This is a genomic window from Rugamonas sp. DEMB1 (assembly GCF_029834475.1).
GTDB lineage: Bacteria > Pseudomonadota > Gammaproteobacteria > Burkholderiales > Burkholderiaceae_D > Rugamonas > Rugamonas rubra.
Map to the genome: position 1 here is coordinate 4,488,977 of NZ_CP122407.1, position 26,178 is coordinate 4,515,154.

Sequence of the window (26,178 nt, forward strand, 5' to 3'; positions counted from 1 at the left end):
GGTCCCGAATGGGACGCTCACCAAAAACGAAATGCCGACCAAGGTCGACAATATCCTGCGCAAACACTGGACCGCATATGAATAGCGGAACAATAATTTTCCCGACGCTTCGTAGCCCACGCATTTTCTTCATATTCGACATGTGTTCATCCTAACTAGCGCAATTTAAACTGGTCCGTGTGATGATTCCCTGCCTGAGTCTGCTCCGAAATTAAATTAAAAGCAATAAGGTTTTTTTACCAACTGCGTGATAGTGATGAATCTGGCCCTACCGTTTATTCTTGCGTGGTCGCTATCAATTGGAAACGGGGTTTGTCGGCGGCCATAAAAAACGGCTCTATGCCGTTTCCAGTGGAAATTGACTTCAGGCGGCATACCGCGTAACGCCAAACTCGCGCGGCACGGCGGCGCGCAGCGGGTTGTCCGGCAGGTGTTTGAGTTTGGCCATGCGCAAATAGGCGATGGCGATGAAGTTGGTGACGGTGCGGGATCGTCGTGCTGCGAACTCGGCCTTAACGATATGGCCGGCGTTACTGCGTAACAGTCCATGGTCCGCGAGGAAATTCTCCAGCGTCCGGCATCGTGCTCAGATGGGTGTGAGCGCGCGATCGAAGAGGACGGTCAGCAATTCGAGCCGGCAATTGGATGCGGCGATATTGGCGTTGCCCCATTCGTCTCGGCTGATCGGTTCCCAACGAAGCTCAAAGCCGGCGTTAATGCTGATCACCTCGAACAGCAGCCGCTGCGCGCGTCCATTGCCATCGCGGAAAGGGTGAACGACGTTGAGTTCACAATAGAAGTGCGCCAGGCGGGCGACGAATTGCTCGCGCGTCAAACCAGTGAGGTAGTTTTCCTGCGCGAGTTGCCGAAAGAGCTTGTCCGCCTCCGGCTCGATGCGGCTGACGTTCGCGAATCGTGTGGTGCCCTTGCTGATGTCGACCGTCCGCAGATCACCTGCCCAGTCATACAGATCCTGAAACAGATAGCGGTGAATCGCCCGCAGGGCCGACAGGGAAATGTCGTCGAAGTCCGGTTCGTACTGGTCGATGCGGGCCTGGGTCAGCTCGATCTCAGTCGCCTCCAGGGCGTCCCCGTCGGTGAGGCCAAGCTTGTTGATTAGTACGTCGGAGTCCGGATAGCAGTATTGCCCATCCTGGCCCGTTCCATACTTATCGGACATGCTTGGTCTCGAGGGGGGGGGCCGCAGTGGTCTCGGCGGCGGGCTTGCCGGCGCCTACCGTGCGTGGAACCAGGCCTTCGAGGCGCAGACTGGCTCGGTAATTCTCGGCACGCAATTTCAGGAAGACCTGGCGTTTCATTTCATTTGTCAACATATCAATACTCCCGCGCGATAGGTGCGTCAGCCCATGGAGATTGTACCTGATAGGCCTGTCTAACGCGTCGCTGGACGGACGCTGCAAGGTGTGGTTTTGCCGGCTCGGCGAACCTGCCCAGCTAGCTGGATCGTGCGGTTTCATAAAAAACCATCCGGCTGGAATTTCCGGCCCGGGTGGTTTTTCATACGTCGGCGCGTTTGCCAGAGGCCGGCAACAGCTAAGTCGGTGGCATCGAGTAGGGGGCGAAGTTACCCTCGCCGCCCTCTCACACCACCGTAAGTGCGGTTCCGCATACGGCGGTTCATTTAACAAACTGGAAGCGCTGCCGGGTGTCCAGCAGCGAAACCAACCCTAGCGCGTCGAACAAACTCTTTGGATACGCGGCGTTCATGTGGCTCGCTCCGGCGTTCCACCATGGGCCACGACCATTGCTCGCCGATTTCCATGCTCGCATGGCGTCCAGTCCGCGGGTTTGCAGCCGCCTATTACGGGTCGCCGGATACTTCCATTGACGCCATAGCAGGCAGCGCAGTTTGCGGCGAATCCATCCGTCCAAGTCCTGCAGCGCACCTTTCACCTCGGTCAGCCGGAAGTACGAGGTCCAGCCACGTAGCACAGGATTGAGTTCGCTGATCGTGGCGACGAGGTTGCGCGAGGCGTTCCCGGCGACGATGTCCCGAACCTTGTCTTTTAATCGCATCAGACTGCTGTCAGCGATTCTCAGACGAGCCTGCTTATGCCAAGTAAAGCTGTAACCGAGGAACTTCCGTGTCCAAGGTCGCGCCACGGCGCTTTTCTCCCGGTTCACCCGAAGCTTAAGCTTACACTCCAGATAGTCGGTAATCGCAGCCATCGCGTGTTGCCCTGCCATTTCGCTCCTGACGTAGATATTACAGTCATCGGCGTAGCGGCAGAAGCGGTGCCCTCGACGTTCCAACTCGCGGTCAAGATCGGTCAGCAGGATGTTCGACAGCAACGGCGACAGCGGCCCGCCTTGCGGCGTGCCCTCCGTTCTCGCGCTGACGATCCCGTCAGACATCATGCCCGCTTCCAGGTAACGCCTAACCAGCTTCAGGACCCGTTCGTCCTTGACCTTGCGTGCGATTCGCGACATCAGGATGTCGTGGTTGACGCGGTCGAAGAACTTCTCCAAATCGAGGTCCACCACCCAGCGGCGGCCTTCCCCGATATAGCCTTGCGCTCGTTGCACCGCTTGCCATGCATTGCGGCCCGGTCGGAACCCGTAGCTATGGTCGGAGAATTCAGGTTCGAATTCTGATTGCAGAACTTGCAGCAGCGCTTGCTGAATCAGTCGGTCCAGTACCGTCGGGATGCCCAGTATCCGTACCCCGCCGTTTGGCTTCGGTATCTCCACTTTGCGTATCGCCATAGGTATGTACTCGCCCGACAACAGTGCTACCTTGACGCTTGGCCAGTGCTGTTGCAGCCATGCCTTGAAGTCGGCCACGGTGAGTCCGTCGACTCCTGCCGCACCCTTGTTCCGCATGACCCGCTCATACGCTCGCCACAGGTTGTGACGTTCAACCACGGCGTCCATCTGCCGCAGTCCCTCCGCTTTCGTTTGCCCATCCGCCGCCGTGCCAATCTCGGCACCGGGCACAGCCGTTGACGACATCCGGTCGCCTCTTTCCGTGTCTGGCGCAGTTGCCTGCCTTGTCGCGTCGTCGATTTGCATCGAGGTCGAATGTCCTAATCGCGTTGTTCAATGTTCAGGCCTTCAGTCAGGTTCTCGTCGGCTCACCGCCTTGGCCTTGACCTACTATGCCATCTGCTGACTTCTGCATGCGCGTCCCGACACCTCGCGATGTCGGTAGCACAAAGGCACACATGCAGATCTCCCCGGGTATTGCGCACTCACCTTCACGCTTATGCCTGTCGGATATACGTCGTAGCCTTCCGTACAAGTATTGGGCTTTGGCGATAACGGACGCCTTGCCCGGCTACGCCGCCTCGTATCCGCTTCCTGTTCGTCAGGCCAGCGCTTTGCCTTCGGCTTCCTCCAGATTCGCAGTCGCCCACGACACCCTTGCCGTTCAGCTAATTCTTCCCCTTGTCGGGCGAATAGAGGACTTCCACCTCCAAGTGAGTGCGCCCTGCCGGGCGCACCATAAAAAAACCTCGCGAAGGCGAGGCTTTTGTGCGGCGGGCGGTAAACTAAAAAGGGCCAAAGCCCTCTGTGCGGAACGGATCGAACCAGCCGATCAGAACTTGTAGTTGTAGGCGACGCCCAGCAGTTGCAGGTGGGTCTGGTAGAGGCCACGGGTGGTCTCGCCGTTGCCGGTGCAGGTGGTGCCCAGCGGGCTGCAATTGTTGGTGTAGTTGGTGCGCGCGTCCTTGAAGTTCAGGTAGCTGTAGGCCAGGTCGATGGTGGAATTGTTGTTCAGCTTGTAGCTGGCGCCGAACGACAGTTGCACGCGGTCGCTGTCCGGCAGCGCCGGGTGGCGCAGCTCGTCGCTGGCCACCGGCGCCTGGTCGTAGGCCACGCCGCTGCGCAGGGTCAGCGCCTCGTTGTACTTGTAGGTGCCGCCCAGCGAGACGCGCACGGTGTTCTTCCAGTTCTGGCGGATCACCTCGTCACCCTCGCCGGTGCCGGGGAACTCGATGTGCAGCTCGCCCATGCGCGCGGTGCGGGTCCAGGTGACGTCGGCCATGCCGGCCCATTTCGCGTCGAACTGGTGGAAGGCGTTGACCGACAGGGTTTCCGGCGTGCGCAGTTGCACCAGCGCGGCCGAGTTGACCTTGCGCGAGGCCTTGGCCAGCACGGCGTTGGTGATCGCGTCGGAGGTGATGCCGCTGAAGTCCCAGGTGGTGTCGCCCTTCAGCTTGTGGACGATCGACGAACGGTAGGCGATGCCGAAGCGGGTCGCCTGGTCCAGCGTGAACATATAGCCCAGGTTGAAGCCGTAGCCCCAGTCCTTGCCGTTGTTCTCGGCGCGGCCATCCTTGATCGGCTGGGCCAGCACGGCGGGGTTGCCGCCCAGCGCGGCGATCTGCTGCGCCAGATGCTTGCCGGTGGCCGAGCCGGCCAGCGCCATCACCGAGCCCTGCACGTCGACGGCCTGGCCCAGTTCGGCCTTCATGTGCTCGGCGGTGACGCCGAAGCCGAAGGCGTGGTGCTCGTTCAGTTTGAACGAGGCCGACGGGTTCAGCGCGATCGCCTCCAGCTTGATGTTGTTGAGCGCGTAGCGGCCGGTCCAGGTGCTGCCGTAGTTCAGCTTGGCGCCGTAGGGCACGAACATGCCCATGCCCACGCTCCACTGCTCGTTCAGTTTCTTGCTCAGGTAGAACGACGGCGCCACCACCGACTCCGGCGCGTAGTCCTTGGTGCCGGTGCCGCCGACCGGGGTCTTGGTGAAGCGGGTCGAGCCGGTGTCGTTGTAGGTCGAGTGCGGCACCACCACGGTCAGGCCGCCGTTGATCTGCATGCCGTCCAGGCGCGACAGGCCGGCCGGGTTGTAGAAGATGGTCGAGGCGTCGTTGGCTTCGGCGGCGTTGGCGTCGGCCACGCCCTGCGCGGTGACGCTCTGCGAACCGAAGCGGTAACCGGAGGCCAGCGCGCTGGCGGACATGGCGCTCAGCGCGGCGGCGACGAGCAGGGGCAGGTACTTTTGTTTCAATTTAGTCTCACTTTATAGGATTGGCTTATATGTGCCAGGTGGTCTGGTTCCAGTGTCGCGACGCAGGCTGGCGGAAGCCATGAGCGGCGCTGGATGGCCAGCAGCTTACTACATTTATAAACTAAGATTGTAGAGTGCGGCCACTAAATATCATGCTAGTCGGAAATAGAAAATTCTGTGCAAAAACACCCCGCTGGGCCGTGCGCGGGCCGGGCGCGCCCCTTGGCCGGCGCGCGGCGGCGCCGGGCTAGCGTCATGCAAGCCTGGCGCCGTCCCAATGCCCGCCTTGCCGGCTTGCGCGTCGCCGGCTTGGGGTGAAAAAGAACAGGCCCGACTAGTACGCTAGGCGGGCCTGTTTGGGTCGACGGCGGCGCGCCGCGCCGTCGTCAGTCCGGCGCGTTCACTTGCCGCCCTACACGGCGCCCGGCGCCAAGGCCTTGCCGCCACGGCCGCTCAGCTTCAACACCACCCACTTGAGCAGGCGGTAGACCAGGCGCACCAGCAGCAGCGCCAGCACCGCCTCGCCCAAGGTGACGAAGAAGGCCGGCAGCACGTGCCAGCGCTCGCTGCGGCGCTGGAACTTGGCCAGCGCGCGGTCGCGCGCGATCTCGATGCTGTCGTAGAAGGTCGGCACCACCAGCAGGGTCAGGATGGTCGAGGTGATGGTGCCGCCGATGATGGCGATGGCCAGCGGACGGTAGAACTCGCCGCCCTCGCCCAGCCCCAGCGCGACCGGGAACATGCCGGCGATCAGCGCGAAGGTGGTCATCAGGATGGGACGCAGGCGCATGCGGCCGGCGTACATCAGCGCGTCCTCGCGGCCGTAGCCCTCGGCCTCGCGCTTGCGCGCCGCGTCGAGCAGCAGGATGGCGTTCTTCGCCACCAAGCCCATCAGCATGATGATGCCGATGAAGCTCATCAGGTTCAGGGTGCTCTTGGTGGCCAGCAGCGCCAGCACCACGCCGATCAGCGACAACGGCAGCGACAGCATCACCGCCACCGGCGCCGTGAACGAGCCGAACTGCATCACCAGGATCAGGTACATCAGGCCGATGCCCATCACCAGGGCCAGGCCCATCTCGGTGAACAGCTCGTTCTGGTTCTTGCCGTCGCCGCCCAGGTCGAGGCCGTAGCCGGGCGGGAAGTCGATCGACTTGGCCAGCTTCATGGCGTCGGCGCTGACCTCGCCGGGCGAGCGGCCCTGGGCGTTGGCCGACACGGTGACGACCCGCTTGCCGTTTTTGTGCTCGATGGTCGACGGGCCCTGCCCATGGTGATGGTGGCGATCTGGTCGAGCGGCACCATCTGGTTGCTGCCGCTGACGGCGATCGGCAGGCGCTCGATGTTCTCGGCGCTGACCCGGTCGTCCGGGTGCAGCCGCACGGCGACGTCGCGCGACTCGCCGGTCGGGTCGACCCAGTCGCCCACCTCGACGCCGGCGAAGGCCACCCGCAGCGCCTGCGCGGCGTCGTTGACGGAGATGCCCATCGAGTTGGCCAGACCACGGTTGAGCTCGATCTGCAATTCGTTCTTCGGGCCCTGCTGCGACAGGCCGACGTCGACCGCGCCCGGCACCTCGCGCAGCTTGGCCATGTAGGCGTTGGTCAGCTCCATCAGCTTGCGCGAGTCGGCGCCGGTGAACTCGATCTGGATCTGCTTGCCCTGGTTGCCCAGGTCGTCGACCACCGAATACTCGGCGCCGACCAGGTGGCTGAGCTTCTCGCGCAGCTCGGCGCCGATCTCGAAGGCGCTGCGTTTGCGGGTGTTGCGCTTGCCGATGTCGAGGTAGACGCGGCCGCCGGCCGCGCTGATGCCGGAGTTGGTGTCCTTGGTCTCGGGGATGGCGCGGGCCAGCTCGGCGACACGCTCCATCTTCAGGCGGGCGTATTCGACGCTGCTCGACGGCGGCGTGCGCACGTCGACGGCGATGGTGCTGCGGTCGGCCGCCGGCAGGAAGCTGGTGCCGCCCCACTTGACCTGCACCGCCAGCGCGCCGACGAAGCTGGCCACGGCGATCATGCCCATCCAGCGGCGGTGGTGCAGCGCCCAGGCGATGACCCGGCCGTAGCGGTCGGACTGGCGGTCGAACCAGGCGTTGAAACGGTCCAGCTTGCTGCCCAGCCAGCCCTTCTTGGCCGTGTGGTGGTCGGCCGGGTCGCCCCAGTAGGCCGACAACATCGGGTCGAGCGTGAACGAGATGCCCAGGCTGACCAGCACCGAGCAGGTCACCGTCAGCGCGAAGGGACGGAACCACTCGCCCGAGATGCCCGGCATGAAGGCCACCGGGATGAACACGGCGATGATCGAGAAGGTCGTCGCGGCCACGGCCAGGCCGATCTCGGCGGTGCCGTTGAGCGCCGCCGTGCGGCGGTCCGAGCCCATCTGCATGTGCCGCACGATGTTCTCGCGCACCACGATGGCGTCGTCGATCAGCACGCCGATCGCCAGCGACAGGCCGAGCAGGGTCATGAAGTTCAAGGTGAAGCCGCACAGCCAGACGGCGATGAAGGCGGCGATCACCGAGGTCGGCAGGCTGAGCGCGGTGATCAGGGTCGAGCGCCAGGAGTTGAGGAAGGCGTACACCACGAAGATGGTCAGCACGGCGCCGAACACCAGCGACTCGATGACGTTGTTGAGGCTCTGCTGCGACTCGTCGCCGCCGTCGCGGGTGACCTGCAGGATGGTGCCGGGCGGCAGCGTGGCGTTGATCTCCTTGACCAGCTCGCGCATCTTGGCGGCGACGCTGACGGTGCTGGCGTCGCGCGAGCGGCTCACCGAAATGCCGACGTTGGGCTTGCCGCTGCGGATGCTCACGCTGTTGACCTCGGCGAAGCCGTCGGCGATGCCGGCCACCTGGGCCAGGCGGACGATCTCCTCGCCGCGCCGCTTGACCACCACCTGTTCGAACTCGGCCGGCGACTCGATGCGGCCGACCAGGCGGATGCCCTTCTCGTCCATCGCGCCGCGCACCTTGCCCACCGGCGCGTTGGTGTTCTGGTTGCGCAGCGCGGTGACCACCTCGCTCACCGAGACGTTGTACTCGCGCAGCTTCTCGGCGCGCAGCAGCACCGACAGCTCGCGCTTGAGCGCGCCGCTGACGTTGACGGTGGCCACGCCGTCGATGGCGCGGAAGCGGTCGGCCAAGGTGTCCTCGGCCAGCCGCGAGATGGCGGCGTGGCTCTGCGCGGTCGACGACAGGGCCAGTTGCATCACCGGCTGGGCCGCCGGGTCGATGCGCTGCAAAACCGGCTCGCGCATCTCGGTGGGCAGCTTGTAGCGCACCGAGGCGATGGCGTTGCGGATCTCGTCGGAGGCCTCGATCAGGTTCTTCTTGAAGGCGAACTCGATGAAGATCTCGGCCGAGCCCTCGTTGGCGGTGCTGTCGAGCCGGGTCACGCCGGAGATCGCCTGCAGCGGTTTTTCCAGCCGGTTGACCACCTCGCGCTCGACCGTGTCGGGCGAGGCGCCCGGATACGGCACGTTGACGATGATGAAGGGCACCTCGATGTCGGGGTTCTGGTTGACCCGCAGCTTCTTCAGCGCCAGCAGGCCCAGGCACATCATCGCCACGATCAGCACGATCGTCGCGATGGGCCGCTTGATACTAAAATCGGATAAGAACATGGCTCAGTTTCCTTTCGGTGCGGCGGCGGCGGCGGCCGGCGCCGAGGCCGAGGCCACCACCTTGCGCGCGCTCATCTCGACGGCCTGGCCGTCCTTCATGCTGGCGCTCGGCACCCGCAGCACGCTGTCGCCGGCGGCCAGGCCGCTGCGCACCTCCCACTGGCCGCTGCGGGCGTCGCGCGCGCCGATGACCAGCACGGCCTTCTTCAGCTTCTTGCCGTCGACGCGCCAGGTGTAGGACTGGTCGCCGCTCTGCACCAGGGCCGAGTCGGGGATCATCAGCGCGTCGGTGCTCTCGGCCTCGATGCGGCCCTCGGCGTACAGGCCGGCCACCTTGGGCAGGCCCTGCTCGGCGAAGGCGACCAGCACCTCGACCTGGCGGGTGACGGCGTTGGCCGACGGGTCGACCCGCTTGACCTTGCCCATGAAGTCCTGGCCCGGGTAGCCGTTGATGCGGAAGCGCACCGGCTGGCCGACCTTGACCAGGCCGATCTTGTCGGCCGACACCAGACCCTCGAAGCGCATGCTGGCCGGGTCGATCACCTTGATCAACTCCTTGCCGATCTGCGCCGTGTCGCCGTTGGACACCTTGCGCTCGCTGACGATGCCGTCGAACGGCGCGCGCACGCCGGTGCGGCTCAGTTGCTGGCGCGCCTGCGCGGCGCGCGACTTGGCCGCCACCACCTCGCTTTGCGCGGTGTTGCGGCGCAGCTCGGCGTCCTCCAGCGCCTGGGTCGAGGCCATGCCGGAGGCGCGCAGCGTCTTCTGCCGCGCCAGCATGCGCTCGGCCTGCTCCATGGTCTGCTGGGCGGCGCGGGTGGCCTCCTCGGCCGAGTTGAGGGCGTCCCGGATCGAGGTCTCGTCCAGGCGCACCAACAGGTCGCCCTTCTTGACGGCCTCGCCGTTCTCCTTCATCACCTGCAGCACCACGGCGCCGACCTCGGCGCGCAAATCGGCCTTGCGCTCGGGTTGCACCGAGCCGGTGATCACCGGGCCGGAGGCCAGCGCGTTGCTCTGCACCGTCAGCAGATCCTCGGCGGCGATCGCCAGGGTCACCGGGGCGGCGTCCTTGCCGTCCTTGCCGGTCTTGCCGGCCACGGCGCCGGCCGGGGCGGCGGCGTGCTCCGGCTCCTTGGACTTGCCGCAGGCGACCAGGGCTGAGGCGACGGCGAGGGCGAGCAGGGTTTTGCGCAACATAAAAATCTCCGAGAGGTAGGGGACGGCGGTGCTATTGGAATTTTATTGATTTGGTAAGTCTACAGGCGCCAGAGTATCCCCGAGCGCGCCCGCAGCGTCAATCCGCCTTCGACGGAACGCCGCTTTGCGGGCCTGAGTTGCGGTATCGGCGGACAGAATGCATTCGGCGGAACGGGCGCCGGGCCGGGGCGGCACGGCGGCGGAGCGGTGTTGCGCAATTGCAACACCGCCCGCGATGGCGGGGGGGAGGACGCCGGCGGCTACAACACCACCCGACGGCGGAGAGCCGGGGGGGGGGGCTTAGCTTGGCGGCATGAGGATCGGGGCCGCGGCGGGCCGGTCTCAGCCGCGCGCGAAGAGGGCGAACACCAGGTGGCCGATGGCGACGCCGGTGGCCAGGCCGCCGCAGATCTCGACCACGGTGTGGCCCATGCGCTCGCGCAGCCAGTGGTGGCCGGCCCCGTCCTTGGCCAGGCGGTTGATCGCCGCCGCCTGCTTGCCGACGTGCTGGCGCAGGCTGTTGGCGTCGATGACGACGATGAAGCACAGCGTGACGGCGACCCCGAAGGCCGGATGGGAGATGCCCTCGCGCAGGGCGATCAGGGTGGCCATGCTGGAGACCACCGCGCTGTGGTTGCTGGGAAAGCCGCCGTTGCCGACCAGATTGAAGGCCCACTGGCGCGCCTTGGCGCTGTTGATGAGGAATTTGATCGGTCCGACGGTGATCCAGGTGATCAGCGGGGTGAGCAGGTAGGCGAGGTCCATCGGTGTGTCCTTGTGTCCGGGTTGCGGTGTGGGCGGCGGCGAAATATCGAGGCGCAATTATCGCAGAACGCCTCCTTGCGGCCCAAGCAAGTACTATAAAATTGGCGCGATGACAAAAATGAGCCGTTTTAGCGCTTAACCATCTACTTTCGGGGATCACACATGCAGCATTTCAGAGTTTCCTTCGCCGTCACGGCGATTCTTATGGCGCTGGCCGGCTGGTGGGGCTACAGCCACGGCGGCGGCGCCGGCCTGGTCCAGGCGCTGTGGATCACCGCCGTGCTCGGCGTGATGGAGGTCTCGCTGTCCTTCGACAACGCGGTCGTCAACGCCTCCGTGCTGCGCCACTGGAACGCCTTCTGGCAAAAGCTCTTCCTCACCGTCGGCATCCTGGTGGCGGTGTTCGGCATGCGCCTGCTGTTCCCGCTGCTGATCGTCTCGGTCGCCACCGACCTCGGCCTGGTCGAGGTGTGGACCATGGCCACCACCACGCCGGACATCTACTCGGCCCACCTGACCGGCGCCCACGCCGAGGTGGCGGCCTTCGGCGGCGCCTTCCTGCTGCTGGTCTTCCTCAGCTTCCTGTTCCACGAGGGCAAGCAGCTGCACTGGCTGGGCTGGATCGAGCGCAAGGTCAACCAGCACGGCACCGACAGCCTGGCCGTGTTGCTGGCCGTGGTGGCCGTGTTCGGCTGCGTGGCGCTGGTGCCGGAGGCGAAGAAATACAGCGTGCTGGCGGCCGGCGTGCTCGGCGTCGCCGTCTACCTGGCGGTCGGCTGGATCGGCGAGCTGCTCGAGGAGGACGAGCCGGAGCAGGCCGCCGAGACGGCCGGCGGCGCCGGCCCCAACCCCGGCAACGTCATCGCCAGCGTGGCGCGCGGCAGCATCGGCGGCTTCCTCTACCTGGAGGTGCTCGACGCCTCGTTCAGCTTCGACGGCGTGATCGGCGCCTTCGCCATCACCAGCGACGTGGTCATCATCATGCTCGGCCTGGCCATCGGCGCCATGTTCGTGCGTTCGCTGACGGTCTACCTGGTGCACAAGGGCACGCTCGACGAGTTCGTCTACCTGGAGCACGGCGCCCACTACGCCATCGGCATCCTGGCGCTGATCATGCTGGCCAGCGTCAAATACCACGTGCCCGAATGGTTCACCGGCCTGTCCGGCGTGGCCTTCATCGCCGTCTCGCTGTGGTCGTCGGTGCGCCACCGCCGCCTGCACGGCTGAGATTCGTAGCAAGCCGGCCCATCCCGGGCCGTATCCAATGCTAATATTGGCGCATTGGCCACGGCCCCCAACCACCTATCCCATGACTATTCCAAAACGCCTCGTCCTATCCCTGTTGGCCCTGCTGGCCGCCGCCCTGCTGCTGTTCTGCGCCTACGCCTGGCTCACCCTGCACATGTCCTATTCCGAGGGCGAGCGGGCCGGCTACCTGCAAAAATTCTCCAAACGCGGCTGGGTCTGCAAGACCTGGGAGGGCGAGATCCTGCTCTCCTCGATGCCCGGCGCCATCCCCGAGAAGTTCGAGTTCAGCGTGCGCGACGACGAGGTGGCGCGCCAGCTGGCGGCCGCCACCGGCAAGCGCGTGCTGCTCAGCTACGAGCAGCACAAGGGCGTGCCCGGCTCCTGCTTCGGCGAGACCGAGTACTTCATCAGCCGCGTACAAATTTCACAATAACAAGATTGGATGCACCCGCAATGCGTTTCACCATCAGCAACACCGCCGCCCTGCCCGTCGGCGCCGCCCTGCTCGCCCTGTCGGGCGCGCTGCAGGCCCAGGACGTCTCGGTGCAGGCCGGCCAGCTGCGCGTCGGCGACAGCGGCGACAAGAGCTTCGCCGTCGCCGTCGCCTACGCCCACCCGGTGGGCGACTACCTGGCGCTGAGCCTGACCTATTTGAACGAGGGCCACCCGCCCAACCACCACCGCGACGGCGCCGCCGGCCAGGTCTGGCTGCGCTCGAAGATCAACCAGGACGGCCTGTCGTTCGGCGTCGGCGCCGGCCAGGACTACTACTTCGACACGGCGCGCACCGCCACCGGCTACAGCAACGACCACGGCTGGGCGCCGATCTACAGCGTGCAGGCCACCTACCACCACCAGAACCGCTGGTACACCCAGGTGCAGGTCAACCGCGTGCTGCCGCGCGAGAAGGAGGCCACCACCCAGCTGCTGGTCGGCTTCGGCTACCGCTTCGACGGCGTGCGCGGCAACAAGCTGCACCTGCAGGAGGCCTCGACCGACGACACGGTGACGCTGCTGAGCGGGCGCGCCATCGTCAACAGCCTGAACTCGGAACAGTCGCACGCCTACAGCGTCGAGTACCGCCGCGCCGTCGGCAAGTACATCGACTGGACCGTCACCGGCCTCAAGGAGGGCACCACGGCGCGCACCCGGCGCGCCGGCGTGGCCACCCAGGCCTGGCTGATCCGCTCGCTCAACAACAACATCGAGCTGGGCATGGGTCTCGGGCCGTACGGCGTGATCGACCAGCACGACGTGCCGGGGCGCCAGTCGCGCCTGGCCGGCCTGCTGTCGGTGGCGACGCGCTACCACTTCAACAAGCGCATCGTCGGCCAGGTACTGATGCAGCGCGTGATCACCGACTACCACCGCGACGCCGACGTGCTGTTGCTGGGCTTGGGCACCACCTTCTAGCTCCCGTGTTGCCGGCCCCGACGCCGGCGGTGGAAACGACAAAGCCGGCTTCGCGCCGGCTTTGTCGTTTTGGGGGAGGTGTCAAGGCGCCGGGGATGCTGGCAAACCCCTGCGGCGAAGAGCCGGGGTCAGACCCGCTGGGTCTGACCCCAGGTTGTGCCGTGGGGTTTTGCCGGCACCGCCGGCAAGCGATGGAAAGGCACGGAGGAACCCGGCCGGACTCAGGCGCGGGCGCGCCAGACGGCGCCGGCCGACTCGGCCACCTGGGTCAGGCGGCCGATCACCTCGCGGGTGATGCTTTCCGACTGCTCGCGTTCGGCCTTGGCGCGGGCCGCCGCGCGCAGCGCGATCTGGGCGCCCTGCTCGGCCTGGGTGCAGCCGCTGTCCTCGGCCTCGACCTTGGCCTGCAGCGCGGCCAGCGCCTTCTGCGCGGCCTGCAGGCGGCGCGTCTCCAGCGCCAGCAGCTTGTGCTTGGCGGCCGTCATGGCGGCGGTGGTGTCGGCCACCTTGCGCTGCATGGCGGCGTGCGCCTGGGCCGTCTCCAGCAGGGCCTTCTGTTCGCTCGTCTTGTCGGCGGCGGCCTGCAGCGCGGCCTGCTCGGCGGCGGCGCGCTGCGCCATCGCGTTGGTCTGCTCCTGCTCGGCGGCGGCGCGGGCCTGGGCGGCGGCGGCGATCTGCTGCTCGGCCTCCAGGCGGCCGGCGATGGCCTTGGCGGCGCGCTGCTCGGAGGCGGTGGCGGCGCGTTGCTGCGCCAGCTTCTGGTCGATCTGCGCCAGTGTGGCGCGCTCGGCCTCGACGAAGTCGCGCTCGGCCTGCAGCAACGCGGCGGCGGCGGCGGCCTTGTCCTGCTCGAGGCGGCTGCGCTCGGCCTGCACCTCGCCCAGCTCGACGGCCAGGCGGGCCTGCGCCGCCAGCGCCTGCGCGGCGGCGGCCTTCTGTTCGCCTTCCAGCGCCAGCTGGTCGGCCATCATGCGGGTGGCGGCGGCCTCCTGCTCGCTGGCGGCGCGCAGCTTGTCCTCGGCCTCGCGCTGCAGGCGCAGCGCGGCGATCTGCTGCTGTTCGGCGGCGACGCGGGCGTCGGCGGCGGCGGCGGCGGTCTGCTCGGCGGCCAGCTTCTCCTTCAGCGCGGCCAGGGCCTGCTGCTCGGCGGCGGCGCGGGCGCGCTCGGCCTCCAGCGCGGCGGCGGCCTGGGCGGCCTTGTGTTCGGCCAGCGCGTTGGCCTCGCGCTGGGCCTGGGTCTGCTCGGCCAGCACGGCGACGGCGCGCTGCTCGGCCTCGTTCTGGCTGGCGGCCAGCGCGGCCGCCTCGCGCGCCAGCGCGGCGCGCTCCTCGGCCAGGTGGGCGGCGCGCTGCTGCTCGGCGCTGTCGGCGTGGGCCGCCTCGGCGGCGGCGTAGTCGGCGGCCTGGCGCAGCTTGAGCTGGTCGAGCGCGTCCGATTCGGCTTCGACCTTGGCGTGGGTGGCCAGCTCGGCGTCCTGCTCGGCCTCGACGCGGGCCAGCGCCACGGCGCGCAGTTGGCGGTCGACCTCGATGCGCGCCTCGGTGGCGGCGAGGATGCGGGCGTCGGCGTCGCGCCGCGCCTGGGCGGCGGCGGCGGCCACCTTCTCCATCCGCTCGCGCTGCACCGCCGTGTCGCGGATTTCTTTTTCGGTTTGCAGGCGCAGGTGCAGCGACTGCGCCGCGCTGCGCTCGGACTCGGCCTGGGCCAGGGCGATCTGCTCGCGTTCCTGCTCCAGGTGGGCCAGCGCGCGCGCCTCCTCCAACGCGCGCACCTCGGCGGCGGCGCGGTTGAAGGCCGACTCGAGGGCGACCTGGTCGGCCCGCTCGCGCTGCATGGTCAGCTCCAGCGCCTCGCCCTCGGCCTGCTCGAGCATCTGCGCGGTCTGCCGCGCGGCGTAGGCGTGGCGTTCGCGTTCGCGCGCCATGGTGGCGACGCGGGCGTCGGCCGTGGCGATGCCGACCATCTCGTCCTTGGCCGCCTGCACGGCGGCGACCCGCTCGACCGCCTGCAGGCGGGCTTGTTCGGTATGCACCTGCAATTCCTCGGCGGCGCGGGCGGCGCGCTCGGCCAGCTCGGATTCGACGGCGATCTGCTCGCTGGCGCGCTTGCGGCTTTCCTCTTCCTGGCGGGAGCGCTGTTCGGCGGCCAGGCGGATCTGGGTGTCGGTCTCGGTGCGGGCGCGCAGTTCGGCGGTCTCCTGCTTGACCGCCTCCAGCCGGGCCATGCTGGCCTGGGCGGCGGCGCGCAGCGATTCGAGGCGGTCGCGGTTGGCGACGATGGCGTCCTCCGAGGCCTGGGCGCTCTCCAGCGCGACGGCGGCGGCGGCGGCGTCGAGCGCGGCGCGGTCCTCGGCCAGGGCGCGGGCGCGGCTCTCGGCGTGGGCCCGGCTCTCGGCGGCGCAGGCCGCCTTGGCCTCGGCCTCGACGCGGGCGATGGCCTCCTGGATCGCCTTCATCTCCATCGCGGCACGGCCCGGCAGCGGCGCCGGCTGCTCCAGCAGCGGCTGCTCCGGCGCGTGGTCGGCCGAAAATGCGACTGTGAGGGTGGCGCCTTCGCGCTGGGCCAGTTGTGCTTGCATGGGAATTCTCGCTTATGGATACGCCCCGGCACGCACCGGGACTTCTGAATGCCCATTATCAAACAGTGAACAGGCGATCGGAGCCGCAAGGAGAGAGGGAAAAGGCCGCCATTTCGGCCGATGCCCCCCCGGGGTCAGCCCCCGGCTTGCAACGTTAGACCGGCCACAGCGGCTGCTCGTCCATCAGCGCGACCTGCTCGCGCAGCTCGAGGATGCGGTCCTGCCAGTAGCGCTGTGTGTTGAACCAGGGGAAGGCCGCCGGGAAGGCCGGGTCGTCCCAGCGCCGCGCCAGCCAGGCCGAGTAGTGGATCAGGCGCAGCGTGCGCAGCGCTTCGACCAGGTACAACTGGCGCGGCGCGAAATCGCAGAAGTCCTCGTAACCGGCCAGGATGTCGCCCAGCTGGCGCACCTGCTCGGGCCGCTCGCCCGACAGCATCATCCACAGGCCCTGGATGGCCGGCCCCATGCGGCTGTCGTCGAAGTCGACGAAGTGCGGCCCGGCGTCGGTCCACAGCACGTTGCCGCCGTGGCAGTCGCCGTGCAGGCGCAGCTGGGCGCTGGCGCCGGCCCGGTCGTAGCAGCGCTTGACGCCGTCCAGGGCCTGGTCGACCACGCTGGTGTAGGCGGCCAGCAGCTCGGGCGGGATGAAGTCGTTGGCCAGCAGGTAGTCGCGCGGCTCGGTGCCGAAGGTCGCCGGGTCCAGGCTGGGCCGCTCGCGGTAGGCCGCCAGCCCGCCGACGGCGTGGATGCGGCCGATGAAGCGCCCTATCCACTCCAGCGTGGCCGGGTCGCCCAGCTCGGGGGCGCGGCCGCCGTGGCGCTCGAACACGGCGAAGCGGAAGCCGTTGAACTCGTGCAGGGTGCGGCCGTCGATGGTCAGCGCCGGCACCACCGGGATCTCGCGCTCGACCAGCTCGGCGACGAAGCCGTGCTCCTCCAGGATGGCGGCGTCGCTCCAGCGCGCCGGCCGGTAGAACTTGGCCACCAGCGGCGCGCCGTCCTCGATGCCGACCTGGTAGACCCGGTTCTCATAGCTGTTGAGCGCCAGCAGGCGGCCGTCGCCGCGCAGGCCGACGCTGTCGAGCGCGTCGAGCACGCAGTCGGGACCGAGTTGGGAAAAGGGATGGGCCGCCTGGGCCGGGGGATTGTCGATAGTCATGCCGCTATTGTAAGGCGTAAGGCGCGGCGCCGCGCCCCGCGTCCCGGCAGGCGAGAAACAATGACCCGGCGCGCCCGGCGCAGCGTATACTGTCGCCTTCAATCCAATAAAAAGAGCAAGCCATGCAACTCGACCAGCCTTTGAGCGAAAAAGAATTTGACGAATTAGACAACTTCCTGCTGTCCGACAGCAGCCCGGAAGATGCGATGACGATGGATATGCTGCACGGCTATCTGACCGCCATCGCCATCGGCCCGGAGACCATCATGCCGGTCGAATGGCTGGCGCGCATCTGGGGCGAGGACGAGAAGGACGTGCCCAAGTTCAAGAACAGCAAGGAGGAAGAGCGCATCCTCCAGCTGATCATGCGTTTCATGAACGAGGTGCTGGTCACCTTCGAAGTTGCGCCGAAGGAATTCGAGCCGCTGTTCGTCGAGCACGAGTACGAAGGCCAGACCCTGATCGACGCCGAAGCCTGGTGCTGGGGCTTCTGGGAAGGCATGGAGCTGCGTCCCGGCTCGTGGGACGAGATCTGGGAATCGGAGGCCGGTCCGCTGATGCAGCCGATCTACCTGCTGGGCGCCGACGAGATCGAGGAAGAGGAACTGCCGCTGGTGGAAGATCCGGTCAAGGCGCACAAGCTGGGCGTCGACCTGGAAGCCAACCTGCCGGGCATCTACCGCTTCTGGGTGCCGCGCCGCAAGGCCGCCGTCACCACCGTCAAGCGCGACGAGCCCAAGGTCGGCCGCAACGACGACTGCCCTTGCGGCAGCGGCAAGAAGTTCAAGAAGTGCTGCGGCGCCGAGCCGACCGAGGCGTAAGCGCCCACTAGCGCCCACTAGCGCCAGGCACGTCATACTAGCCGCCTGCCACGGCGGCGGCAGCAAAAAAGGGGAATCGACCGATTCCCCTTTTTTTCGTCCGCCGCCAGGGCGGCCGGCCGGCTAATCGGCGGCCGGCGCCGGCTCGAGCAGGCGGCCGCCGTCGCTGCCGATGAAGCGCAGCACCTGCTCCAGCGTCGGCGCCAGCCAGCGCGCCGGCGCCGCCAGCGAGGCCACCAGCGTCTGGTGGCCGACCCAGGTGGGATAGTCCTCGCTGACCCGCACGCCGCGCGCGCGCAGGCGGTAGGCCAGGCCGCCGGTGTTGCGCTGCGGATTGACCAGCGTGTCCTTGCGGGCGGCGATCAGCAGCGCCGGCGGCGCCGCGCCGCTGACGTGGTTGATCGGCTGCGAGGCGGCCGGCGTGTTGGGATAGTGGAACACCGGCCGCGCCGCCGGATTTTCCACCGGCAAAAAATCATAGGGGCCGGCCAGGCCGATCCAGCCGCGCACCGCCGTGGCCGGCACGCCGTGGCGCGCCAGCAACTGGCCGTCCAGCGCCAGCATGGCGGCGTGGTAGGCGCCGGCGCTGTGGCCCATCAGGAACAGGCGTTGCGGATCGCCGCCGTAGCGGCCGATATGGCGCAGGGTCCAGGCCAGCGCCTCGGCCGGGTCGTCCAGCAGGGCCGGATAGCTGACCTCGGGATACAGGCGATAGTCGGCCACCACCACCACGATGCCGCGCGCGGCCAGGGCCCGGCCGACGAAGGCGTAGTCGGCCCGGTCGCCGGCGCGCCAGTTGCCGCCGTAGAAAAACAACAACACCGGCCGCGGCTTGCCGCCGGAGCGGAGCGGCAGATAGATGTCGAGCTTGCGGCGCGGCCCGGCGCCGTAGGCCAGGCCGGCGACGCGGCCGACGCCGTCGGCCGGCGTCAGCAGGTTGAGCAGGCCGAGCGGCGCCACCAGCAGCCATGCCGCCAGCAGGGCCGCCAGGGCGAACGCCAGGACGAGCGGGGCCAGCCAGACGCGGCGCGGTATCTGCATATCAGGAAATAAAGTGATTACGTCCTGGACAGTGTAATCCATTTGCCGAACTGGACAATAAGTCTTTCTCCCGCGACAACTTGGCTTCCGCTCAATGCGCCGTATCGAGGCCGAACACCTCGCGCAACAAGGCTTGGCGCTGCTCCGGCGCGACCTGGCGCCGTTGCGACACGCCGCCGCGCACGGTGCGCAGACTATCGTCGAGCAAGATGCTCCTGCCCTCCTCGCTGAAAACGACCACCAGCAGCTTCTGCACGAAGATGGCGTCCGGGTGGGTCGAGTTCAGGTAGTTGGCCGGCATGAAGTCGATCCACTCCTGCGGCGACAGGTTGAAGCCGTACTGGTTCTGCCACTCGCCGTCGACCTTGGCCTTGAGCACGTAGTCGATCTCGCCACTCTTGGAGAGCATGAACCTATCGTCGTCCTGGCGCAGCTCGCTGTCGAGCTGGTCCAGCCGCAGCGGCGCGCGGATGCCGTAGCTGCCGAAGCCCAGGTCGCACAACCACTGCACGCCGTCGAGGGTGAGCACCAGCGCCATGTGCGTCTTGGGCCGCTTGACCGGGTAGAACATCGGCCGCGCGGCGACGAACTGGTAGGCGACGCCCAGCGCCTGCAGGGCCATGGCGAACAGGCCGTTGACCTCGTAGCAATAGCCGCCCCGGCGGCGGCCGACGATCTTGTCGACGATCTCCTCCGGCACCAGCGAGACGATCTTGCCGGCCTGCACGTCGAGGTTCTCGAACGGCACGGTAAACAATTGGCGCCGCATCATGCCCTGCACCGTGGCCAGGTCGGCCCGCGCCGCGCCGGTGTAGCCGATGCGGTCCAAATAATCCTGCAACACGAAATTCTCGGCCTGCACGGCGTCTCCTTAAAATATTAACGATTTGAAATCATAGACGAAAAAAAAGCCAGCCGCGCCGGGGCGGGCGCAACTGGCTTGAGCGTGGCCCGGCAAGGGGCGAGCCGCGGCGCGCTTACAGCTTGATGAAATGCTCGCGGTAGTACTTCAGCTCCTCGATCGACTCGACGATGTCGGCCATCGCCGTGTGCATCTGGTGCTTCTTGAAGCCGCCGACGATCTCCGGCTTCCAGCGCTTGCACAGCTCCTTCAGCGTCGACACGTCGATGTTGCGGTAGTGGAAGAAGGCCTCCAGCTTGGGCATGTAGCGCACCATGAAGCGGCGGTCCTGGCCGATGGTGTTGCCGCACATCGGCGATTTGCCCTTCGGCACCCATTTGCGCATGAACTCGATCAGCTCGGCCTCGGCCTGGGCCTCGGTCACGGTCGAGGCCTTGACGCGGTCGATCAGGCCGGAACGGCCGTGGGTGCCCTTGTTCCAGGCGTCCATCTTGTCGAGCGCCTCGTCGCTCTGGTGGATGACGAACACCGGGCCCTCGGCCAGCACGTTCAGGTGCATGTCGGTGACGACGACGGCCACTTCGATGATCAGATCGGTGTCCGGCTCCAGGCCCGTCATTTCCATGTCGACCCAGACCAGATTCATTTCATTTGGCCGGGGCGTGGCGGTTGGGGTGGATGCGCTTGTTGCTAAGTCGTTAGCTTGTGACATAATTCTCTCTTGGCCTAAACAATCCGCCATTTTCTCACAGGCATAGAATGTATTCACTCGCGTTTTCGATTTTGTTCGTATCTTTCCTCGTCCTGACGCTGCTGCTGCGCTTCTGGCTGGCCTCGCGCCACATCCGCCACGTGCTGGCGCACCGCGCCGCCGTGCCGGCCGAGTTCGCCGCCAAGATCCCCCTGGCGGCGCACCAGAAGGCGGCCGACTACACCGTCGCGCGCACCAAGTTCGGCCTGCTGGCGCTGCTCGTCAACAGCGTCGTGCTGGTCGGCTTCACCTTGCTCGGCGGCCTGCAGTGGCTGTCGCAGGCGGTGTTCCAGCAGACCGGCCCGGGCATGGTCTACCAGCTCGGGCTGCTGGCCGCCTTCGCCGCCATCTCCGGCCTGGTCGACCTGCCCTTCGACTACTACAAGCAGTTCGGCATGGAGCAGCGCTTCGGCTTCAACAAGATGAGCCGCCGCCTGTTCTTCACCGACATGGCCAAGGGCCTGCTGCTCGGCACGGCCATCGGCCTGCCGCTGGTGTGGGTGGTGCTGACCCTGATGGACCAATCCGGCGGCCTGTGGTGGTTCTACACATGGCTGGTGTGGAGCGGCTTCCAGCTGCTGATGATGGTGCTCTACCCGACCGTGCTGGCGCCGCTGTTCAACAAGTTCACCCCGCTGGCCGACGCGTCGCTCAAGGCGCGCATCGAGGGCCTGATGCAGCGCGTCGGCTTCGCCTCCAAGGGCCTGTTCGTGATGGACGGCTCCAAGCGCAGCGCCCACGGCAACGCCTACTTCTCCGGCTTCGGCGCCAACAAGCGCATCGTCTTCTTCGACACCCTGCTGGCCCGCCTGGCGCCGCAGGAGATCGAGGCGGTGCTGGCGCACGAGCTGGGCCACTTCAAGCTCAAGCACATCGTCAAGCGCATCGCCGTCATGTTCGCCATCTCGCTGGCCTTCCTGGCCCTGCTCGGCTACCTGAAGAACCAGCTGTGGTTCTACACCGGCCTGGGCGTCGATCCGCTGATCCTGCCCGGCCAGAACAACGACGCCATGGCCCTGCTGCTGTTCATTTTGGTGCTGCCGGTGTTCACCTTCCTGCTCGGCCCGCTGACCTCGCTCAGCTCGCGCAAGCACGAGTTCGAGGCCGACGCCTTCGCCGCCCGGCACACCGACGCCGCCGACCTGGTCTCGGCGCTGGTCAAAATGTACGAGGACAACGCCTCTACCCTGACCCCCGACCCGCTGCACTCGGCCTTCTACGACTCGCACCCGCCGGCCAGCGTGCGCATCCGCCAGCTGCGCCTGGCCGCCCAATGAAGGAGCCCGCCATGAGCCAGACCATCCCCGGCAGCAGCAGCAGCAGCAGCAGCAGCAGCGGCAGCGCCGCCATCGACAGCGCCGCCGACCTGCTGCAACGCCGCTGCCGCCCCGCCGAGGCCGCGCTGGACGGCGCCGAGGCGGCCCGCCTGCTGGCCCTGCTGCCCGGCTGGCGCCTCGAGGACGGCCGCCTGTGCGCCGACTACGCCTTCCAGAACCACCACCACACCATGGCCTTCGTCAACGCGCTGGCCTACCTGAGCCACACCGAAGACCACCACCCGGAATTGACCGTGACGTATAAAAATTGCACCATCCGCTATGACACCCACTGCATCGCCAACCACGCCGGCGCCGGCCTGAGCGAGAACGACTTCATCTGCGCCGCCAAGGCCGCCGTGTTGTTCCACGCCGGGGCGGCCAAGCAATGAGCGCGCTGACCGGCCTCATCATCGCCGCCCACGGCCGCCACTACCTGGCCGACGCCGACGGCGCCAAGCTGCAGTGCGTCACCCGTGGCAAGAAGACCAACGTGGCCGTCGGCGACCGCGTCAAGCTGACCCTGACCTCGCCCGACCAGGCCGTCATCGACGGCATCGACGAGCGCCAGACCCTGCTGTACCGCTCCGACCAATACAAGTCCAAGCTGCTGGCGGCCAACCTGAGCCAGCTGTTCATCGTCGTCGCCACCGAGCCCGGCTTCGCCGACGACCTGGTGTCGCGCTCGCTGGTGGCGGCCGAGGCGGCCGGCATCACCGCCCGCCTGATCCTCAACAAGACCGACGTCACCGCCTCGCTGGGCAAGACGCGCGAGCGGCTGGCGCCCTACGCCGCGCTGGGCTACCCGGTGCACGAGGTGTCGGCCAAGGGCGACCCGGCGCACGCCGTGGCCACCCTGGCGCCGCTGCTGGCCGGCCAGTCCTCGATCCTGATCGGCCAGTCCGGCATGGGCAAGTCCTCGCTGATCAACCTGCTGGTGCCGGACGCCGACATCGCCGTGCGCGAGATCTCCGCCGCCCTCGACACCGGCAAGCACACCACCACCTTCACCCGCCTCTACCAGCTGCCCGAGCTGGGCGCCGGCTCGTCGATCATCGACTCGCCCGGCTTCCAGGAGTTCGGCCTGTACCACCTGAGCGAGGGCATGCTCGAACGCGCCTTCGTCGACTTCGCGCCCTACCTGGGCCAGTGCAAGTTCTACAACTGCCGCCACCTGATCGAACCGCAGTGCGCCGTGCTGGCCGCCGTCGCCGAGGGCAAGATCACCCGCATGCGCCACACCCTGTACGGCCAGCTGCTGCACGAGTCGGCGCAAACGCTGTACTAGCCCGGCGGCATGCGCGGCGGCGGCGCCGGCTGGCGGCGCCGGCCCGGCCGTACTACAATGGAATGAAATGCCGCAAGGCAATTACCCGCGCCGCCCCGCCGGCGCGGCCGACCAGCTGTCCCAGGGGCTGACAATGGAGATGTTCGCGCTCGACGATGACGTAGCCGGATGGGAGGCGGCCCTGCCGCCCCTGCGCGGCCAGGCCCGCCTGGCCGTGCTGCTGCCGCTGGCCTGGCACCTGCGCCAGCGCGACAGCGCGCGCGCCGACCTCCTCGCCGGCGAGGCGCTGGCCCTGCTGGCCGAGGCCGACGCCAGCGCTGCCCCCGACACGACGCGCCGCCAGGCCCTGGACGCCCGCCTGCATCTGGTGCGCGCCGAGGCGCTGTGGCTCGATGGCCAGCTGGACGCGGCCGACGCCCTGGCCGAGCAGGCCTGGGGCGCGCTGTGCGCCGCCGCCGAGCACGCCGGCTGCGCCGACGCCCACTGGCTGCGCGCCTGGATCGCCGTCGACCGAGGCGACCACCGGCGCCGCGACGCCGAGCTGGAGCAGGCCGCCGCCGCCGCCGTGCGCGCCGGCGACCGCCAGCGCGAGACCGTCGCCGAGGCGGCGCTGGCACGCTGGGCCGTGCTGCACGACCGCCACCGCGCCGCGCAGCGCTGGTCCGCCCGCTTCGCCGCCGACCGCACCGGCCACGCCGACCATACCGACAACGCCAACAACGCCGCCGATTCCGACGACGCCGACAGCGACACCGGCGCCGCCGTCTGGATCAACGACTACCTGGGCCTGAGCGCCAGCCTGGCCAGCGACTTCGGCGCCGCCGCCGGCCACTACATCCGCTGCTACGAGGCGGCCCTGCGCAGCGGCCAGCTGCGCAGCGCGATGACCGCCGCCACCAACATCGGCGAGGACTTCATCATCCTCAACGATCTGCACTCGGCGCTCGAATGGATGCAGTGCGCGCTCGACCTGGCGCGCCCGACCGGCTGGCCGCGCAGCGTCGGCGCCTGCCTGATGCACACCGCCGACGCCATGCGCCGCCTGGGCCGGCTCGACGCCGCCGAGGAACTGCTGCAGGAGGCGCTGGCCATCCTGGCGCCGCTGGCCGGCGCGCGCAGCTACGCCATCGCCCTGCAGTACCTGGGCGAGCTGGCGCTCGACCGCGCCGACTACGCCCGCGCGCTCGACGCCTTCGTCCAGCTCGAGGACCGCGCCGACGTGCTCGGCCACCCCGACTTCGGCACCGTGGCGCGCCGCGGCCAGGCCCACGCCCTGTGCTTCCTCGGCCGCGCCGGCGAGGCGCAACAGGCCGCGCTGCAGGCGGTGCGCCTGGCCAGCGAGCAGTCCAACGCGGCCAACCACATCGCCGCGCTGCGCGTCATGGCGATCATCCACACCCGCCACGACCTGCCGCCGCCGGCCGGCATGAGCGCGCTCAACGCCACGCTGCACTACCTGCAGCAGGCGCTGGCGGTGGCCGCCACCATCGACGGCTACACCCTGCCCGGCGACCTGCTCGACGCCCTGGCGCGCGAGTACGCCCGGGCCGGCAGCTACGCCCAGGCCTACGAGGCGGCGCTGGCGGCCAGCGCGGCGCGCGACCAGACCCACAGCCAGGAGGCCACCAACCGCGCCATCGCCATGCAGGTGCACCACCAGACCGAGCACGCCCGCGCCGAGGGCCAGCACCACCGCGAGCTGGCCGCCGCCGAGGCGCGCCGCGCCGAGCTGCTGCAGCAGACCGGCGCCACGCTCGAGCGCCTGTCGGCGATCGGCCAGGAGATCACCACCCACCTCGAGCGCGACGCCGTGTTCCAGACGCTGGACCGCCACGTCCACGCCCTGCTGCCGGCCACCACCTACGCCGTCTACCTGAGCGACCCGGCCGGCCTGGCGCTGCGCCGCGCCTACGCCGTCGAGGCCGGCCGCGCCCTGCCGGCCGAGGCGGTCGACGGCGAGCCGGCGCCGGGCGATCCGCACGCCGAGCCGCTGCGCTGCCTGCGCGAGCGGCGCGAGGTGGCGCTCGACGGCGCCGACGGCGGCCCCAGCGCGCTGTGCGTGCCGCTGCTGGCGGGCGAGCGCGCGCTCGGCGTGATGACGGTGCGGGCCGCCCGGCCGGGCGCCTACGGCGAGCGCGAGCGGCTGATCTTCCGCACCCTGTGCGCCTACGGCGCCATCGCCCTCGACAACGCCGAGGCCTACCGCCAACTGCAGGACGCCCAGGCCCAGCTGGTGTCGCAGGAGAAGCTGGCCGCGCTCGGCTCGCTGATGGCCGGCGTCGCCCACGAACTGAACACGCCGATCGGCAACAGCCTGCTGATCGCCTCCACCCTGCAGCAAAAAACCGACGAGCTCGAGACGGCGCTCAACGGCGCCGGCCTGCGCCGCTCCGAGCTGGCCGCCTACGTCGCCGACGCGCAGAAGGCGACCCGGCTGGTGATGCGCGGCCTGGGCAGCGCGGCCGACCTGGTCAACAGCTTCAAGCAGGTGGCGGTCGACCGCACCACCGAGCAGCGCCGCATGTTCAACCTGCAGCAGGTGGTCCACGAGATCGTCGCGACGATGATGAACCGGGTGCGCGGCGCCGGCCACGCCATCGAGTACCAGGTGGCCGAGGCGCTGGCGATGGACAGCTACCCCGGCCCCTTCGGCCAGGTGGTCACCAACCTCATCAACAACGCCCTGCTGCACGCCTTCAGCCGCGAGCGGCCCGGCCGCATGTGGCTGAGCGCCAGCACGCCGCTCGAGGGCCGCGTCCAGGTCGCCTTCCGCGACGACGGCGGCGGCATCGCCCCCGAACACTTGACGCGCATCTTCGACCCCTTCTTCACCACCAAGCTGGGCCAGGGCGGCAGCGGCCTCGGGCTGTCGATCAGCTACAACATCGTCACCTCGCTGCTGGGCGGCCAGATCCACGTCAGCAGCAGCGGCCACGGCACCACCTTCACGCTCGACCTGCCGCTGGTGGCGCCGCAGCACGACCCGGCCAAGCCGGCGGCGATCTACCACTGAGCCGGCGGCCGGCGCGCCGGCCCACTTGTATAGTCCAATCGAGCGCTTGAATTGTTATGCGGGCCCAGCAACGGCGGCCCGCCGTGCCAAATAGCCACGGCGCCGCCGCCGCCGCACGGCGGGCGC

At 68.0% G+C, this 26,178-nt stretch carries 19 protein-coding genes and 1 pseudogene; 8 read left to right on the plus strand and 12 right to left on the minus strand.

Going from position 1 to position 26,178, the window contains the following annotated elements; genetic code table 11:
* Positions 1-586: 586 nt before the first annotated feature.
* From QC826_RS20720 to QC826_RS20745, 7 genes and pseudogenes are all read right to left on the minus strand, one after another.
* The gene (locus tag QC826_RS20720) at positions 587-1,180 is read right to left on the minus strand and encodes a putative adenosine monophosphate-protein transferase Fic (protein WP_279762247.1); all 594 of its coding nucleotides are present in this window, start codon (positions 1,178-1,180) and stop codon (positions 587-589) included.
* A complete protein-coding gene (locus tag QC826_RS31750; protein ID WP_409567679.1) occupies positions 1,170-1,478 on the minus strand; it encodes a YhfG family protein in 309 nt (102 codons plus the stop codon). Before QC826_RS31750 ends, QC826_RS20720 begins: the two co-directional genes overlap by 11 nt.
* A 160-nt stretch (positions 1,479-1,638) precedes the next feature.
* Entirely contained in the window at positions 1,639-3,033 is a 1,395-nt protein-coding gene (ltrA, locus tag QC826_RS20725) for a group II intron reverse transcriptase/maturase (RefSeq protein ID WP_279762248.1), read from the minus strand.
* 526 nt (positions 3,034-3,559) lie between these two features.
* Positions 3,560-4,975 (minus strand): OmpP1/FadL family transporter, encoded by a 1,416-nt coding sequence (locus QC826_RS20730; RefSeq protein WP_279762249.1) that lies wholly within the window; start codon positions 4,973-4,975, stop codon positions 3,560-3,562.
* Between the two features lie 412 nt (positions 4,976-5,387).
* Positions 5,388-8,599, minus strand: a pseudogene (locus QC826_RS20735) (efflux RND transporter permease subunit).
* A 3-nt stretch (positions 8,600-8,602) separates the two neighbouring features.
* Positions 8,603-9,796 carry an efflux RND transporter periplasmic adaptor subunit gene (locus QC826_RS20740; RefSeq protein WP_279762250.1) on the minus strand — a complete coding sequence of 398 codons (1,194 nt, stop codon included), beginning with the start codon at positions 9,794-9,796 and terminating at the stop codon, positions 8,603-8,605.
* Between the two features lie 342 nt (positions 9,797-10,138).
* Positions 10,139-10,561 (minus strand): divergent PAP2 family protein, encoded by a 423-nt coding sequence (locus QC826_RS20745; protein WP_279762251.1) that lies wholly within the window; start codon positions 10,559-10,561, stop codon positions 10,139-10,141.
* A gap of 162 nt (positions 10,562-10,723) precedes the next feature.
* Between QC826_RS20745 and QC826_RS20750 the strand changes: the two genes are divergently transcribed.
* From QC826_RS20750 to QC826_RS20760, 3 genes are all read left to right on the plus strand, one after another.
* Entirely contained in the window at positions 10,724-11,788 is a 1,065-nt protein-coding gene (locus tag QC826_RS20750) for a DUF475 domain-containing protein (protein ID WP_279762252.1), read from the plus strand.
* A gap of 82 nt (positions 11,789-11,870) precedes the next feature.
* Positions 11,871-12,242 carry a hypothetical protein gene (locus tag QC826_RS20755; protein WP_279762253.1) on the plus strand — a complete coding sequence of 124 codons (372 nt, stop codon included), beginning with the start codon at positions 11,871-11,873 and terminating at the stop codon, positions 12,240-12,242.
* Between the two features lie 20 nt (positions 12,243-12,262).
* Positions 12,263-13,222 (plus strand): hypothetical protein, encoded by a 960-nt coding sequence (locus tag QC826_RS20760; protein WP_279762254.1) that lies wholly within the window; start codon positions 12,263-12,265, stop codon positions 13,220-13,222.
* Positions 13,223-13,443: 221 nt separating this feature from the next.
* Here the strand turns inward: QC826_RS20760 and QC826_RS20765 are convergent, their stop codons facing one another.
* Together QC826_RS20765 and QC826_RS20770 are read right to left on the minus strand one after the other, a co-directional pair.
* Positions 13,444-15,801 carry a hypothetical protein gene (locus QC826_RS20765; RefSeq protein ID WP_279762255.1) on the minus strand — a complete coding sequence of 786 codons (2,358 nt, stop codon included), beginning with the start codon at positions 15,799-15,801 and terminating at the stop codon, positions 13,444-13,446.
* A gap of 154 nt (positions 15,802-15,955) precedes the next feature.
* Positions 15,956-16,960: a serine/threonine protein kinase gene (locus QC826_RS20770; protein ID WP_279762256.1), complete on the minus strand. Its 1,005-nt coding sequence runs from the start codon at positions 16,958-16,960 to the stop codon at positions 15,956-15,958.
* 122 nt (positions 16,961-17,082) lie between these two features.
* Here QC826_RS20770 and QC826_RS20775 point away from each other — a divergent pair, with 122 nt between their 5' ends.
* Positions 17,083-17,781 carry a UPF0149 family protein gene (locus QC826_RS20775; RefSeq protein WP_279762257.1) on the plus strand — a complete coding sequence of 233 codons (699 nt, stop codon included), beginning with the start codon at positions 17,083-17,085 and terminating at the stop codon, positions 17,779-17,781.
* A 123-nt stretch (positions 17,782-17,904) separates the two neighbouring features.
* On the opposite strand, the gene QC826_RS20780 is transcribed toward QC826_RS20775, so the two are convergent.
* From QC826_RS20780 to orn, 3 genes are all read right to left on the minus strand, one after another.
* The gene (locus QC826_RS20780; protein ID WP_279762258.1) at positions 17,905-18,822 is read right to left on the minus strand and encodes an alpha/beta hydrolase; all 918 of its coding nucleotides are present in this window, start codon (positions 18,820-18,822) and stop codon (positions 17,905-17,907) included.
* Positions 18,823-18,913: 91 nt separating this feature from the next.
* Complete coding sequence (locus QC826_RS20785) at positions 18,914-19,684, minus strand: arylamine N-acetyltransferase family protein (RefSeq protein WP_279762259.1); 771 nt, start codon at positions 19,682-19,684, stop codon at positions 18,914-18,916.
* 115 nt (positions 19,685-19,799) lie between these two features.
* Entirely contained in the window at positions 19,800-20,396 is a 597-nt protein-coding gene (gene orn / locus QC826_RS20790) for an oligoribonuclease (RefSeq protein ID WP_174900713.1), read from the minus strand.
* A gap of 47 nt (positions 20,397-20,443) precedes the next feature.
* Between orn and QC826_RS20795 the strand changes: the two genes are divergently transcribed.
* The 4 genes from QC826_RS20795 (at position 20,444) to QC826_RS20810 (ending at position 26,052) form a co-directional block, all read left to right on the plus strand.
* Complete coding sequence (locus QC826_RS20795) at positions 20,444-21,712, plus strand: M48 family metallopeptidase (protein ID WP_279762260.1); 1,269 nt, start codon at positions 20,444-20,446, stop codon at positions 21,710-21,712.
* 11 nt (positions 21,713-21,723) lie between these two features.
* A complete protein-coding gene (locus QC826_RS20800; RefSeq protein WP_279762261.1) occupies positions 21,724-22,143 on the plus strand; it encodes a 4a-hydroxytetrahydrobiopterin dehydratase in 420 nt (139 codons plus the stop codon).
* On the plus strand, positions 22,140-23,039 hold the full coding sequence (gene rsgA / locus QC826_RS20805; RefSeq protein WP_099418206.1) for a ribosome small subunit-dependent GTPase A: 900 nt from the start codon (positions 22,140-22,142) through the stop codon (positions 23,037-23,039). The genes QC826_RS20800 and rsgA overlap by 4 nt, the downstream gene beginning before the upstream one ends.
* A gap of 67 nt (positions 23,040-23,106) precedes the next feature.
* Complete coding sequence (locus QC826_RS20810; protein WP_279762262.1) at positions 23,107-26,052, plus strand: ATP-binding protein; 2,946 nt, start codon at positions 23,107-23,109, stop codon at positions 26,050-26,052.
* Positions 26,053-26,178 lie beyond the last annotated feature (126 nt).